This is a genomic window from Bifidobacterium sp. FKU (assembly GCF_026016385.1).
Taxonomy (GTDB): domain Bacteria; phylum Actinomycetota; class Actinomycetes; order Actinomycetales; family Bifidobacteriaceae; genus Bifidobacterium; species Bifidobacterium infantis.
On sequence record NZ_CP092888.1, the window covers coordinates 1948694 to 1964305 of the forward strand.

Sequence of the window (15612 nt, forward strand, 5' to 3'; positions counted from 1 at the left end):
AATTACTCCTTACGGTCGTCCCTGGATAATCCGGACTACTTGGTTTCTACGGTTTCGACGTCCTGGGCGATGTCGGCCACGACGGGCACGATCATCGGCTTGCGGTGCAGCTGGCGTGCAACCCAGCTGCCGAGCGTGCGGCGCATGGTCTGCTGCAGCTTGTAGGTGTCGCGCGTGCCCTGCATCATCTGGTCGTTGAGCTGTTCGACGATCTGGTGACGGACCTTGTCGAACTCGCTTTCGTCCTCGGCCACGGCGTTCAGGTAGATCTTCGGGCCGGTGACGACCTCCTGGTTGTCGGTGTCGACCACCACGAACGCGGAGACGAAGCCCTCGGTGCCGAGAATGCGGCGCTTCTCCAGCTCCTCGTCGGTCAGCTCGCCGACGGAATCGCCATCGACGTACACGTAGCCGCACGGCACGGAGCCGACGACCGCGGCCTTGCCGTGGTAGAGGTCGACCACGTCGCCGTCTTCGGCCAAGACCACGTTCTGCGGGTCCACGCCGGTCTTGACGGCAATCAGGCCGTTGGCCACCAGGTGGCGGTTTTCGCCGTGGATCGGCATGGCACACTTGGGCTTGACGATGTTGTACATGTACAGCAGCTCGCCCTCGTTGCAGTGACCAGACACGTGCACGGCCGCGTTGTCGCGGTTGACGACCTTGGCACCGAGCTGCACGAGCTTGTTGATCACCTTGTAGACGCCGTGCTCGTTGCCCGGAATCAGGGAGCTGGCGAGGATCACGGTGTCGAATTCGTTGATGTGGATGTCGCGGTGGTTGCCGTCGGCGATGCGGCCGAGTGCGGCCATCGGCTCGCCTTGGGAGCCGGTGCACATGAAGACGAGCTTGTCGTCCTGAATGTCGTTGGCCTGCCTCAGGTCCACGACGGTGCCTTCGGGGATGTGCAGGTAGCCGAGATCGGCGGCGATGGACATGTTGCGCACCATCGAACGGCCGACGAACACGACCTTGCGGCCGTACTTGTGGGCGGCGTCCACCACCTGCTGCACACGGTGCACGTGGGAGGAGAAGCTGGCGACGATGATCTTGCGGGTGGCCTGGGCGAACGCCTGGTCAAGGGCCGGGCCGATGGAGGTCTCGGGCTTGACGAAGCCGGGCACCTCGGCGTTGGTGGAGTCCATCATCAGCAGGTCCACGCCCTTTTCGCCGATCTTGCCGAATTCGACGAGGTCGGTGATGCGGTGGTCGAGCGGCAGCTGGTCGAGCTTGATATCGCCCGTGTCGATCAGGGAGCCGGCCGGGGTCTTGACATAGACGGCCAGGGCGTCCGGGATGGAGTGGGTGACGTTGACGAATTCGAGGTCGAAGGGGCCCACCTTGAGCTTCTCACGGCCGGCAACCTCAACCTTGGTGGGGTTCTGGTGGTGTTCCTTGCACTTGGCGTCCACGAAGGCGAGGGTCAGCTTGGAGCCGATCAGCGGGATGTCCGGGCGCAGCTTGAGCAGGTAGGGCACGCCGCCGATGTGGTCCTCGTGGCCGTGGGTGAGCACCAGGGCGTCGACCTTGTCGAGACGGTTCTTGATGTAGCTGAAATCGGGCAGGATGAGATCCACGCCCGGCTGCTCCTCCTCGGGGAAGAGCACGCCGCAGTCGATGAGCAGCAGGTGACCGTTGTATTCGATCACGTTCATGTTGCGGCCGATTTCGCCCAAGCCGCCGAGCGGCGTGATGCGCATGGAGCCCTTGCGGTACTTCGGCGGGGCGATCAGCACGGCATCCTGCTGAGGTGCGGTGGCCTGCCGGGTGGCGTTGATCTTACGGGACGGCGTACGGCTGTTGGATCCGTTGGCGTTGCGGCCGCGCGCGGAACCGCGACGGCGAGAATTCGTGTTCTTGCTTGTTTTCTTTTGTTCTTGTGCCATAACCTTTTTGGGATTTCTGTTGTGGTGCCTCTGCTCTGTCATGCAGGGGCGGCGGGCTGGCAACCCGTATGCAGCGTTTCGGGCTTACAGCAGTCCGGCAGCGCGCATGCCCTCTTCAGCCTTGTCAAGCTGAGTGGCGTCGGGACCGATGTTCGGCAGACGCATGGTGGTGGAGGGGATAACACCCTTGACCTTGAGCGCAGCCTTGGCCATGACGGCCTGATAGCCGTCGCCATTCAACGCGTGGACAAGGGGGGCGAGCTGGTTGGCGAGGCGACGGGCGGTGGTGATATCGCCGCGATCGAATGCCTGGACAAGCTGCTGCATGGGGTTGGAGGCGACGTGGGCAATCACCGAAATGATGCCGACGGCACCGATGGAGAGGAACGGCAGGAACAGGCCGTCATCGCCGGAATACCAGGCGAGGCCGGTGCGCTGCTGCTTCTCCACTGCGGCTGCAAGATCGCCGGTGGCGTCCTTGACAGCCTTGACGTGTTCAAGTCCGGCCAATCGGTCGTAGGTTTCGACCTTGACCTTCAAGCCGGTACGGCCGGGAACATCGTAGACGATGATCGGCTTTTCGGCGGATTCGTCGACGGCCTTGTAGTGGCCGACGATACCGTCCTGCGAGGGGCGGGAATAGTAAGGCATGACGACGAGCACCGCGTCGGCGCCCGCTTCCTGAGTCTGTTCGACCATACGCACGGTGTGTGCGGTGTCGTTGGAGCCGGCGCCGGAAATCACCGGAACGTCGACGACCTCCTTGACGGCCCTGACCAGCTCGACCTTCTCATCCATATGGGTGACGGGCGATTCACCGGTGGTGCCATTGACCACCAGACCATCCGCGCCATCGGCGACGAGGTATTTGGCGAGCTTCTGCGCGGCGGCGAAATCGACGCTGCCGTCGGATTTCATCGGGGTGACCATAGCCGGCAGAATGCGGCCGAAAGGTGCTGGCTCAAGAAGGTGCATGTCATGCTCGCTCATAGTGTTCACCGTACTTCCCATTGTGGACTCTTATATTACGTACCTTGATTGTTGCTGAATGCGTGGCATTATGACCGGAACCGGCGGCAATGCCGTGATGCGCGTCCCGGCGCGCTTCCCTGACCGAATTGCGGGGTCGACTGCGGGTCGATTACAGGTCGAGGAAGTGGTCGAGGCCGATGGTCAGGCCGGCCGGAGCGTCGCCGGCGAGCTTGCGCACGGCAAGCAGGACGCCGGGCATGAAGCTGGTACGGTCGAAGCTGTCGGCCCGAATGGTCAGCTGCTCGCCGGCGTTGCCGAAGAGCACTTCCTCGTGGGCGTTAAGGCCGCGCAGACGCACGGCGTGCACGTGGATGCCGTCGACCACCTGGCCGCGTGAGCCGCCATCGGTCTCGGTGGCGTCCGGCACGGGGGCGAGTCCTGCGGCCTTGCGTGCTTCGGCGATGCCGTGGGCGGTGTGGATGGCGGTGCCGGAGGGGGCGTCCACCTTGGTGGGGTGGTGCAGTTCGATGACTTCGGCGGATTCGAAGTATTTCGCGGCCTTGGTGGCAAAGTAGTCGGCCAGCACGGCGGAGATCGCGAAATTAGGTGCGATGAAGACCTTCTGGGTTTCGGGCTTCGGGCCGTTGGCGATGGCGGATTTGACCTGGGTGAGTTTCTCGTCGGTCCAGCCGGTGGTGCCGACCACCACGTCCACGCCTTGGCCGATCAGGGTCAGCACGTTGTTCAGGCTGACGGACGGCACGGTGAATTCGACGACCACATCGGTGTTGTCGGTGGTGACCTGGGTCAGGTCGTCGCCGGCATCCAATGCGAGCGCCAGCTGCGTATCCTCGGCCTTGTTCACCGCTTCGACCACGTGCGAGCCCATGCGGCCCTTTGCTCCGACCACCGAAACCTTGATCATGTCTTCTTCCCTGTCTACCCGTACCTGCCCGGCAATGTACCCGGGACGTTTTCCAATCGGCAATCAGCCTATCACCGCCAAGCCGTCACGCCAATATCCCGTCCACAGAATCAAGCTCCCTCTGATGAGCCGAACCGTGAAGAAAACGCCGGAGGCGTTTTTAGGTGAGGGCGAACGACAGTGAGCAATAATTCAGTTGGCTGAAAGCCATCATTTAATTGCGTTCGAGCTGGCCGTGAAGCGGACTGAGGGAGAGACCCCGGCGAAGCCGCCAACCATCCATCGGGCGTAGCCCGATCCCGTTTCACCCACGCCGCTTGGCCAAGGCCCATCCGGCCAACGCCAATGGCACGGACGCCAGCGTGAAGATGAATGGCAGCATCATGCCCACATGAGGGTTGGAGGCGTCAAGCACAATACCGGCCACGGACGAGCCAATCGATGTGCCGACCGTGCCTGCGGTGGTTACCCAGCTCAGTCCTTCGGTCAGGGATTCCGCCGGCACCAGATCCTTGACGATGAGGTTGCCGGTGGCGAACGTCGGCGAGACGGTCAGGCCGGAGAGAATTTCGAAGACGCCCAGCAGGATGAGATTGTCCATTGACAGCCGGAAGAACACGTAGCCGACGGTCAGCAGCGACAGGAACATCACCATATGCGCCCAATGGGAGCCTTTGAGTTGGCGAGAGCCGAACACCAGCGCGCCGATGCACGAGCCGACCGCGAACATCGCCAATTGCAGACCGAGGAAGGGCTCAAGTCCCATGGATTTCATGGTGGCGGTGATGGACACGTCGAAGGACGTGAAGCTCATATTGAACACGATGAACACGGCGAGCAACGGCAGTACGCCGGTATAGAGCAATACGCTTTTGGGCTTGGCACCGCTGCGTTTGAGCTGGCGCAGGGTCAGCTGGTCGGCATCTTCGCTTGCAGCGGGGCTGCCGTCATCGTGCGCGGCCACGGTGACCTGTTCCACGATGACCGGCGGCTGGGTGGATTTCAGCGAGAAGAATATGGTGCCGCCGATACCGCATGCCACGGTGGGCACGAACAGTTGGGATACCGGATGCACGGAGGTGGCCAGCCAAGCCGCCAGAATCGGCCCCAGAATAAAGACGATCTCGTCAATGGCGGCTTCCATGGCGTAGGCCGTGTTGAGCAGCTGTTCACCATCTTCCACACCGCGCAACGCATAGGACCAGCGTGTTCGGACCAATACGCCGAATGAGAACTGCGTCAGACCCATGATGATGGCCAGGACGAACAGCAGCGGAATCGGCACGCGCACCAACGCCGCGAAGGCGAAGGCGAGCATGGCCACGATCTGTACGGCGAGCGCAAGCCGGCCCACGCGGGCTTGGCCGAAACGGTCGAAGGCGCGGGCGTAGAACGGGGTGACGCAGCTCATGGCCAGCACATAGGCGGCGCTCATGGTGCCGGCGATGGTCCAATTGTCGTAGAGATGGTTGAGCGCCAGAACGATGCCGAGACTCATCATGGAGATCGGCAATCGTGCCACCGCGCCGGACAGGCAGAACGCCTTGGCTCCGGGCAGCATGAACAGGCGCTGGTAGGGCGAGTGGGCAGCGGACGACTTCGAAACCGCGCGAGTCGTGGACACAATAACTCCTTACTGGTGCGTTGTCCGGCACGTGCGCCCGCCCACACGTGCCATCCGAGGGTAGCGGTTCCCGAGCAACGTCACGCGGCGCGTTTCAACCGCGGACCGGTACGTGGCCAGTCGTCTTCATCGTCGGAGATGCCTTGCGATGCATAAGGTCTCTCCGCCGGTGAAGGCCGTCCGATGGTGCACAGGTCATGAGCCTTTGGGCTCAGTCGTTGTCAGATTGTTCGGGAATGCCGGAGCTCAACTCGGTAAGGATTTCCTGTTTGGTTTTCGCACGGGCGTGAAGCTCGCGCAAGCCCTCGTCGGGCTCACTGACATAGTAGAGAGTGGCGTCGATACTGTCCAATTCCACACCTTCGACCGCTGCCAGCAGCAGTCGGTACATGTCGAGCTGGGCGAGTTTGCGGGTGATGTCGTCTGGCTTGGTGGGCCGACGACCGGTTTTCCAGTCGACCACGGTAAAGCGTGCGGTGGTGCTGGACGGGTCAAGTCCACCGATGAATACCGCATCGAGTTTGCCATTGACCAGGCCCACGCCCGGCACGTCCACGACGATGGCACGCTCCGTCCACGCCGGGATGCGCTTGGCCCACGATGATTCGGCCAGTCTGCGCTGCCACGCCACCAGCTTGGACTCGGTGGCATTGTCGCTACTTATGGAAGTGGCGGAGGCGGCGGATGCGGATTGTTGAGCCGTGGACTGTGGGACAGCGGGCTGCCGTGTGGATGGCTTGCGACATTGCCGCTCCCGTTCGGCCAAATCGGCCAACATGGCTTCCCGGGAAACGAATCCAGCATCCTGACCTGTATGCGGCATACTTGATTCGGCTTCATATGCCAGTACCGCTTCATCCGGTTTACCGGCATTGATGAATTGCTCGGCCCACGCATGGAACTGCGTGCCGGCTTCGGCCGCCGGAGACGATATTCGTGGAATCGGACGGATAATGCTACGCCAGTAGAGGCGCTCCTCCCGTTCGCTCATGCCACCTACGCGGGCTTGCAGGCTTGTCACGTTCTGGCGTCCGGCGGCCAGAATGCGTTGCGCCTTGGCTTTGACTGCCTCATCAAGCGACTGGCCGCTGGTGGCATCGGCCATCAAATCGGCGTCGTCCACCAGCAATTGCGCCCGTTGCAGCAGTGGGCCGACGTCTTGGTGCTGCTCAAGTGACGAGGAATCCGCGGCGATGACATCGATGCCACGTGACAACTGTTCATGCACCGCGTCGCTGAGGGTAGCCGGCCACGGCAATTCGACAGCGGCATCCGTCTGCGTAATCGGCGTTTGCCATGACTCCCCCACCACGGCGTCACCGTATGCCGCGGCATGCTCTCCGATAAAGAACCCTTCGGGAGGGGCAATCGCTTCGCCTTGCGCCGAGATCAGCATGGGCTTCCCGGCATTGGCGGGTTGCAGCCGTTCCACACAGTCCTGAGCCGATATCGCATGTTCACGGGCTTGGAACGCGTCATGCACTTCAAGCCAGAAATTGGATGGCTGAGCGGCGCGAGAGCCTTTGGGCACCACTGACGGGTCCCGCCCGGATTCGCCCGTATAGGCGCAATAGGTCATCAGGGCATCTTCCCGCGCACGGGTAAGCGCCACATACATCAATCGACGTTCGTCGGCATGCAGCCGGCGCCCATATTCCTCCGCCTGCGTCAAATACCAGCCGGATGCATCCACTTCTTCCACGCCATCGCCGAATTCGCGCATGGAGCCGAACACTTCATCATCGATAAGCTCCACCTCATCCAAAGCCGCCAACGATGCGATGGGGTTGGCTTCCACATCGGCATCATGGGGGAATCGCGGCAGAATGCCGGCATCGGCGCGCATAGGCACGGGTACGGCGGTGGGGTTGGTGAGCCAGGAGTCGGCGGTCTCATGATATTCGGGTGCGGTCCAGCGACCTTGCTCGGCACCTCCCGTATGGTGTTCGTCCAGCACGATCTTGAGATGGTCGCCCTGGTTGCTGGGGAATCCGCCGGCGGTAAGCCCCACTACCGCAACGGCATCCCATTCCAACCCTTTGGACTGGTGTACGGTCATCAGTTCCACATCCACCGGAGCGTCGGGGAGACTGGCGGCTTCATCCTCCACCGAAGCCAGATGATCCACCCATGTGATGAACCCATGCAACGAGGGAGTTTGCTCAGCGGCAATCTCTTGCGTGTATGTATCCACCAAATCCACAATCGCATCCATAGGCATATGCGCCAAAGCGGGATTGGCGCGGTGCTGCGGATTATGCAGCACACCGGCCAATACGGTGTCGATGTCAAGATCCAACGCTTCTATGCCGGCGCGAATCACGTCGCCCAGTGGCCGCCCGACGGCATCATGCACCTGACTGAGCATCACCGCGGCCCGGGTTATGGCGTTGCGCCCGTGTGCGCTCAACCGTTCAAGCAGTTTTACCAGGTCGCCGCGTAGCAATACGTCTGGCAGGAATACCGCATTGGCCACCTGATCGCGGTACTCACGCACCACAGCCGCCCATTCATTCGCTGGTGTATCCGGTTGGGCAAGGCCGGCCTGCACCAATGATTGGAAGCGTTGTTCCGTGTTCTGTTCTTCAGCGAAACGGGCCGACATGGTCAAATCCGCTGCGGACATGGTGAATCGTGGCGTGGCCAGCAAGCGCATCAGCGATCCCGTATCGGTGTGGTCGGCGGCCACGTGCAGCAACGCCATCAGATCGCGGATTTCCGGACGTTCCAGCAGCGCGGAATAGCCGACCACGAATGTGGTCAATCCGGCCTGTTCCAATGCCGCCTGATATTCGGGCATATGTGATTTGGACCGAAACAGCACGGCGACCGGCGCTTTCTGTTCGCCCGGCATCTGTTCCTGTTGTTCGGCTGCGGAACGGTGCCGTGTGATGGCCGTCTTGCAGAAACGCACTACGGCGTCGATCTCCTGCCCGGCCGTGGCGAAGCCCAGTACTCCCAATGTTCCTTCGGGGGCATCAGGCATGGGGTCGAGCGATGAGACATCGACCTCACGCATCAATGAGCTGGAGGGACGCGACGGATTGGAGCGCAACGGCAGCGTGAGATTATTGGCGGCTTCAAGTACTATACGGCTGTTGCGCCTGGTGACGGACAACGGGAATGGCTTGTATCCGGCAGGCAGGTGGAAATCTTGCTGGAACATACGGAATGCACCAGGGCTGGCACCACGCCATGCGTAAATCGACTGGAACGGATCACCCACCGCGTTGACGGCGGACCTCCGTGACGCATCCACATGGAACAGTGCTGCCAGCAGAGCGGCCTGCGTGGTGGAGGTGTCCTGATATTCGTCGAGCAGCACATGGCTGTACCTGCGGCGCGTGCGCTCTCCGATGGAGGGGAAGCGCTCGATAAGCTGATACGCGGCAATGGTGAAGTCGGAGAATTCGGCCATATTGCGTTCCCGCTTGGCTTGGGCATAGGCCTCCACCAGCTGGAGCAGAATATCGCGTTTGCGCGTGGTCTCCAGCAGCGCACCGCAATGATAGGTGCAACGGGCGTGCAGATGTTCGGCACGGTCATCGAGCTTGGCTTGCCAGCTGGCGTCGGTATCTTTCTTCAGTCGTTTGATCTTGGGGATTTTCGGCTCGTCCTCGGGCATGGGTTCGTCTGCGACGGCTTGTTGCAATCGATTGATGAATGCCGAATCCCATTGCCGTACTCGATTGATCGCATCATCGAAGCTGGTGCAGCCGGCACCGATCATGGCACTGCCAATGGCATCCGACAACGCCAGAACACGGTTCGCCAAACTGGAGAAGGCGCCAAAATCCTCACTGAACGCCAGATCCATGTGACTGTCGATGACTTCGGTGGCCAGTTGAAGCGCTCCGGCTGCGCTCAATGGTTGCGTGTTCTGATCGAATCCGACAAGCAGTCCATATTGGCGCACGATGGTCTGGAAGAAGGCGTCATACGTGAAAATGGCCGGCTTGAGGAATGCCCGATCAGACACCGTGGCGGTCGTAGAGCCCGCCATATCACCGGCCACTGCGGCGGAGACGCGTTCCAGCAGTTCGCCTGCGGCCTTGCGTGTGAAGGTCAGGCCAAGGATGCGTTCAGGTGCCACACCTCGATTGATAAGCGCGATGATGCGTTGGGTCATCGTAAAGGTTTTGCCGGAACCGGCACCGGCAACCACCAGTACGTCAGCATCGACTGGCGCATCGATGATGGCGGCCTGTTCCGCACTGGGAGTGAACGTGCTCATGCTTGCCTCGTTTCGAAAATCGTGTCGATCTGGCCCGCACAGGCAGGGCAGACGTTCTTCATACGGCAGAATCCGATATGGGTGTCTTGCGGATGGGCCTCGATGATGGCCGACCTGCTGGCCGCCGCGGCATAGAATACGCGGGCGATCATGGTCAGCGACCATAACGTCTGCGTACCGGCGAGCGCGGCGAATTGCGCCCACGCTTCGGCACTCACACCTTCGGGAGGAGTAGCCGGATCTATGGCGGGTATGTCGAAGAAACGGTTGGGGTCCTTATACCAGTATCGTGGCGTGAACGGTTCGGCATTCAACGAACCATCAGTGAACAGCGGCGGCTGGAAGGCACCTTCCGGAGCATAGCTTCTGGCTGGTGCCGTATTCTGCCCGACATGGAACAGCGCGCTTTGGCTGATATGCGGCATTGCGGCAAGTGCCTTGGCACCGCGCGACCCGTCTTCGGGGAATACGAGGCCAAGCTGATAGCATACGAGCTGCAAATCATTGAAAATCTGTTTGACCGTGGGCGTTCTGCCTGTTTTGTAGTCAATGAGGCGAATGCATTCGCCGCCGTCTGCGAGTACGCGGGTTTCCATACGGTCGATGCGCCCGGACAGTCTCACGGTCAGATGCTCGTCCATGCCTTCCGGCCATCCTCCGACCAGTGCTCCCATCAGACGGACCAGCGTGTTCCGATCAATCGGGTGCATGCCGGGCACGGCATTGTATGCGTCGAGTATGTCACGCACATCGAATCGTGCGGCAAACTCCCGTTCGCATTCGGCACCGGCCAATGCGCCAATGCTGAAGTTGCTGGAGTTCTTGCCAAGATACGTTTCCGGATCGGCGTCGCTGCGCACAAAGTAATCGGCGATGTTGCGCAGGGCATCCGCCGCGGACTCGTCCTTACGGGTGGCCTCATAGCGGTTCCGGGTGTCGGCTATGGCATTCGGATCAGGACGTTTGCTCTGATAGATGGCATTAAGCCGTGCCGTGACAGCCTCGATGCGGCGTTCCGTGCCGGCCGTGGAGTCCAAGCCCAGTGTGGCCAACGACTGGGCATTGTGGGAAAGATGGTCCAGCCCTTCCTCGCTGCCTTGCTGCGCAACCGCATGGATGAGGGTTCCGAAACTGGTGGCCACGGAGCTGGGGCGAGGACCGGCGAACCGGTTCTCCAGCATCCAGCACACCGGGCACGCCCATAGGCTGTCGACCGCCGATGGAGACAGGGTGACCATGGGTGCGGCCTGCGCATCCGTCTTGCCTTTCCCCGTTTGGATACCGTCAGACTGTACACCGCCAGATGACGCGCTGTCGGATGAGGCACTGTCAGATGAGGCACTGTCAGATGAGGCACCGCCAGATGACGCACCGCCAGATGACGCGCTATCCGATTGGGCCGGCGATTCCACGAACGCCCAGCTCTGCGGATTTGCGGCGCGCACACCATGCTCCGACAGGAGTGTCAACGCAACCGCGGCGTCCTTTGCGGCAGCCTGCTGCGGTTGAGCAGTGGCCAGAACCGCGCGGGCGGCGCTGACCAACCCACGTGGGTCGGCGTCCAATCCGGCCAGATCATATTCGGCGGATCCTGTATGCGCCCCCACTGTGGTGAAAGGCGCCTGTTGCCGGTTGCGCGGATAGTATTCCGGCAGATACCCGAAAAGAAAGTCCGATGGGCTCATGCTGTCGTTCCATACCGCGCTGATCATGATTCGCCGTGCACGGGTCAGCGCGACCAGGAAGCTCTTCTTCTCGCCCGACAGCACAGCCGCGAACCGCGGATCATGACCGGTTTTGTCGCTTTCTTCAAGCGCTCCCCTCAGCACGAGCTCGGCAAGGTCTTCACCACCGAACATGGTGTTGCGCCCGGCGAGGTTCGGCCACACGTCTTGCTGGACCACCGGTATCCACGCATATTCCCAGTGGCGTCCGGCCGCGCCTGCCGGCGTGGTCAATGTCACCGCGTCTTCCACCGGCCCTATTTGGGCCAAGGAATCGGCCTGCACTTCCATGCCCCGAACCTGTGCCATGAATGACGTGACGTCTCGGCTGGCGGTGGAATCATCGGCGAACTGGAACAGGCGCATTGCCGCGTCCAGCCGGTCATTGGCCGTACGCCCTTCTGCCGTGTTGAATAATGCCGCACGCTGCCAGACCGGCGCCAGACCGGTGGCGTTCCACGCAACAGACAGCGCATAGCGCGGCTGTACGCGCTGGCTTGCCGGCAGCCGCTCCAAGCCGGAAGCAACACTGCCCACCAGATGCCACAGATTCGCAAAAGCGCGGGCCTGAGAGTCGTTGCCGAGCACCGCGTGGATGGATGCGAGCGCAGCCTGAGCCGGCGCGGCGGCATCATCAACGGCAAGCATCACGTACAGCGCGTCAACGCCAAAGGCCAAGTCATCGTCGGAGGGCTCACCGAGTATTTCGACAGACACTGGCGACGAAGTCACTGACGACGAAACCGCTGACGAGGATGTGTCACGACCTGTTTCATGCCGTGTTTCACGGTATGTTTCACGCAATGTTTCCCATGCCGTCGTCAGGGAGGTCAGCATGGCATCATCCGTGGCGAGATGCGCCAGCGACTCCAACGACCCCATGGCCGATTCGATCGGCGCAAGCCTTGCGGGACGCCCCTGACCGGGTCTGGCCCCGGCACTCACCAACGGGCCGTCCATCAACGTGGCCACTCTAGTCCTTACATATGCCGCGCAGGAAGCCAACGTCATCTGACATTCCGCCATTCCCTCGGCACGCAATCGGGCAAGCTCCACAAGCGCGAACAACCCCTGCACGAAAGTCTCGTCCTTCAAAGGACGGGTAACCGACGAATACCGCACCGGCACACCATCTCGGCGCAGTCGTTCGCCGAACAGCCGCACGGCGGCGTTGTCGTGGGCGATGACCGCCATGTCGTTCCACCGAATATGCCGGTCAAGATGCGCCCGCTTGATGCGCCAGACCACATCATCCAGCTCCTCACGTGAGGATCGGTACAGGCCGGCGGTCACTGTGCCGTCCGACTGATAATTCGCTGCATCGACTCCGCCCAGTATGGCGGTCAGCTTGCCGGGACGCTCGGCCGGAGGCAGCGGCTCGTCTTCCGGCGAGGGAATCGACAGCGAAATACGAGACGCGATCACACCAGCCATCGTCATGTGCGACTGATCAGCGCCGGTACTGCCGCCAACCAGCTGTTCTTCCTTGGCTTTCAGCCGCCCTTCCACGGCACGGCGCATCAGATATTCCGGATACGATCCACGGAAGGTCTGCACCGATTCATCCGAGTTGCCGACCAGCACCAACTTGACGCCGGCATTCCCCAACTCCTCCAAGAAGCGCATGCCGGCCAGCGTGGTGTCTTGAACATCATCCACAACCAGCAGCCGGGGCAAGCCCAACGCCTCCATACGCATAGGCCGGCCGGAATCATCCGCGTGATCGGCGGCGAATGCCTCATGCACCACACGAGCGCCTGCCACCAGCAAATACGAGGCATCCAAACGGTATTGCCCCGGATATGCCGCGCTTTGGGCTGCAATATATTCACGGCGCAACGCAAAAGCCAAACGCCATTGCACCGACAATCGCGCGTCCTCCGTCACGGCGTCCAAAAGACGTGGCTCTTCGTGAACGCCTACACCGAGCTCATCCAATCGGGCCAGCATATCGCGCAACTGGCTGATAAACGCATCTGAAATACCTCGAGTGAACCTATCCGCGCTGGTCGAGCCGCCTGCCGACGTCGGAGACGGTGAATCCGACCCTTGTTTCAAGAGGCTTGATTGTGCGGAAGCGGCCGAGCCGGGCATCTCGCCGGCACCGGCATCGCGTATGAGTTTCGCCCAGTCATCCTGGGCAAAGTAGATGCGTAGCAGATCACAGGTGCCGCAATCATCTCCCGCTACGGCATGGCGCAGATGCACGGCCATGACTTGACGCAGCAAAGCATCCTGTTCCGCACCGTTCAACAATCGAGGCGACGGCAATCCAGTTCCCTCGCGCGAAGCTGATATGGCCCGGAATGACACGGCACCCAGCGTGGTGACCGGCCTGGCCTGCACGGAAAACCCGAGCTCACGAATCACCCGATTGCCCAATGCGTCGGCGGCCACACGGCCGGATACGGCCATCACCACCTGCGCGCCACCGTAGCGGCGCAGCCCCGCCATCAACACCGATAAGGCGAATTCAGTTTTGCCGCTTCCAGGCGTGCCGACAATCAGCCTCGCCGCTCCATCACGGTCGATGCCGTCCAGCACTGTTCCAGGTTCAAGTCTCGTCATCATGGCTCCAGCCTAAACCCGACCGTCACAGAGGGAAAAATTTTACCGAACCCAACGAAGAATCGTACCCTTGACGGTATCCTGTAGAACGAATGCAGGGAGAGTGCATTTTCCAAGGAGGGAGGGAACAGATGGCCAATATTCCGATGAGGCCGCCGAAACTGCCCGGATATGATTTCGTCCAGATGTTGGGAAGCGGTGCCACCGCCACGGTGTACCTATATAACCAGCGTATGCCCGCACGCCCGGTGGCGGTAAAGGTCAGCGCCAAAACCCTTGACCCACGGGCCGCTGCCCTGTTCAACCGCGAGGCCAACTTCATGGCCAAGCTGTCATCCCACCCGTACATTCTGCCGGTATATGATGCCGGCGTCACCTCCGATGGCCATGGCTACATCGTCATCGAATATGCGCCGGGCGGCACCTACAACAGCATCATGAAGGCCCGGTCCATGACCTGCGAGCAGGTACTCGACCTCGGCATCAAGCTGTCAAGCGCGCTGTTCACCGCGCATCGCAGCAATATCATCCATCACGACATCAAGCCCAGCAATATTCTCATCACCTCGAAGGGCTTGCCTGTTCTGGGTGATTTCGGTATCTCCACCGATGTGTATGACCGTACCGAAACCGGATTCTCGCCGCCGTGGGCACCGCCTGAAGTGCTTCAGCATCTGACCAATGGTTCGGAAGCCGCCGACATCTATTCACTGGCGGCCACCCTGTACGCCATGTTCGTCGGCTGCTCGCCATTCCAGCACGAATATCATCCGCGTTCGCAATCAGAACTGATTTCGCTGATCGTCAACCAGCCATTGCCTCGCCTCAACCGCCCCGATGTGCCGGCCGATGTGGAAGCGGTGCTGCGCCGGGCCCTGAACAAGGACCCCGACCAGCGGTACTACTCCGCGTTGGAGTTCGCACGTGCCATGCAGCGTGTGCAATTCGCATATTTCGGGCATGCCACTCCCGTTACCGTGGAAGGGATGCCGGCCTATCCCAAAGACATCGAGCGTCGGCGCCGGGCCACGGACCAGCGAGATCAGATCACCCATTCGTCACGGCGATGGGTCAAACCGGTGGGCATTACCGTCGGTATACTTGCGGCGATCACCGCGGCGGCACTGATATTCGCCTTCGTGGTCGTTCCCCGCATGGACAGCGCCACCGGATCAGATACCAAACAGGTGGCTACGCCCGGCACCAAGGACGATGACAACAACCGCAATAATCAGGATGACGTGATCACCGATACCGCGAACGCCCAGATTCCTTCCCCGGAGAATCTGAACGGCACCTATGCGGCGGATGGGTCATCCGTGACGTTCACCTGGACGAATCCAGACCCGCAAAGCGGTGATACCTATGCGTGGGCCATAGTGCAGGGCAGCAATACCGACCAGAGCGCGCAAACCGTCACAACGTCAGATCCCACGGTGACCGTCAACGCGCAGGAAGGCTCGCAGACCTGCATTCAGGTGTCCATTGTGCGCAAGAACCGCCAGATGTCCGTCAGCCCCGCCATCGCCTGTGCGGCCAAACCGCAAGAGTGATCCGCTCGCCACTGCCGGGCATGCCACCTTGGCATTGCGTATCGCATCAGGCATGCGCCCGGCAGTGGCGAATTCACCAAATGGACAACAGGAACGGCAGGTATTGGAACCGTAAAGCGTTGTCAT

Annotated in this window: 7 protein-coding genes; 1 reads left to right on the forward strand and 6 read right to left on the reverse strand. The window is 61.3% G+C overall.

Features of this window, described 5'->3' with window-relative positions:
- Positions 1 to 35: 35 nt before the first annotated feature.
- The 6 genes from MMB48_RS08900 to MMB48_RS08925 form a co-directional block, all read right to left on the reverse strand.
- Entirely contained in the window at positions 36 to 1886 is a 1851-nt protein-coding gene (locus tag MMB48_RS08900; protein ID WP_014485106.1) for a ribonuclease J, read from the reverse strand.
- Between the two features lie 84 nt (positions 1887 to 1970).
- Positions 1971 to 2876 (reverse strand): 4-hydroxy-tetrahydrodipicolinate synthase, encoded by a 906-nt coding sequence (dapA, locus tag MMB48_RS08905; RefSeq protein WP_012578306.1) that lies wholly within the window; start codon positions 2874 to 2876, stop codon positions 1971 to 1973.
- A 151-nt stretch (positions 2877 to 3027) separates the two neighbouring features.
- Positions 3028 to 3783: a 4-hydroxy-tetrahydrodipicolinate reductase gene (gene dapB, locus MMB48_RS08910; RefSeq protein WP_032744803.1), complete on the reverse strand. Its 756-nt coding sequence runs from the start codon at positions 3781 to 3783 to the stop codon at positions 3028 to 3030.
- 304 nt (positions 3784 to 4087) lie between these two features.
- A complete protein-coding gene (locus MMB48_RS08915; RefSeq protein ID WP_032744805.1) occupies positions 4088 to 5407 on the reverse strand; it encodes an MFS transporter in 1320 nt (439 codons plus the stop codon).
- Between the two features lie 211 nt (positions 5408 to 5618).
- Entirely contained in the window at positions 5619 to 9641 is a 4023-nt protein-coding gene (locus MMB48_RS08920) for an ATP-dependent DNA helicase (protein WP_032744806.1), read from the reverse strand.
- Entirely contained in the window at positions 9638 to 13933 is a 4296-nt protein-coding gene (locus tag MMB48_RS08925; RefSeq protein ID WP_032744807.1) for a PD-(D/E)XK nuclease family protein, read from the reverse strand. The genes MMB48_RS08920 and MMB48_RS08925 overlap by 4 nt, the downstream gene beginning before the upstream one ends.
- Positions 13934 to 14064: 131 nt before the next feature.
- Here MMB48_RS08925 and MMB48_RS08930 point away from each other — a divergent pair, with 131 nt between their 5' ends.
- On the forward strand, positions 14065 to 15486 hold the full coding sequence (locus MMB48_RS08930; protein WP_012578311.1) for a serine/threonine-protein kinase: 1422 nt from the start codon (positions 14065 to 14067) through the stop codon (positions 15484 to 15486).
- The last annotated feature ends 126 nt before the right edge of the window (positions 15487 to 15612 follow it).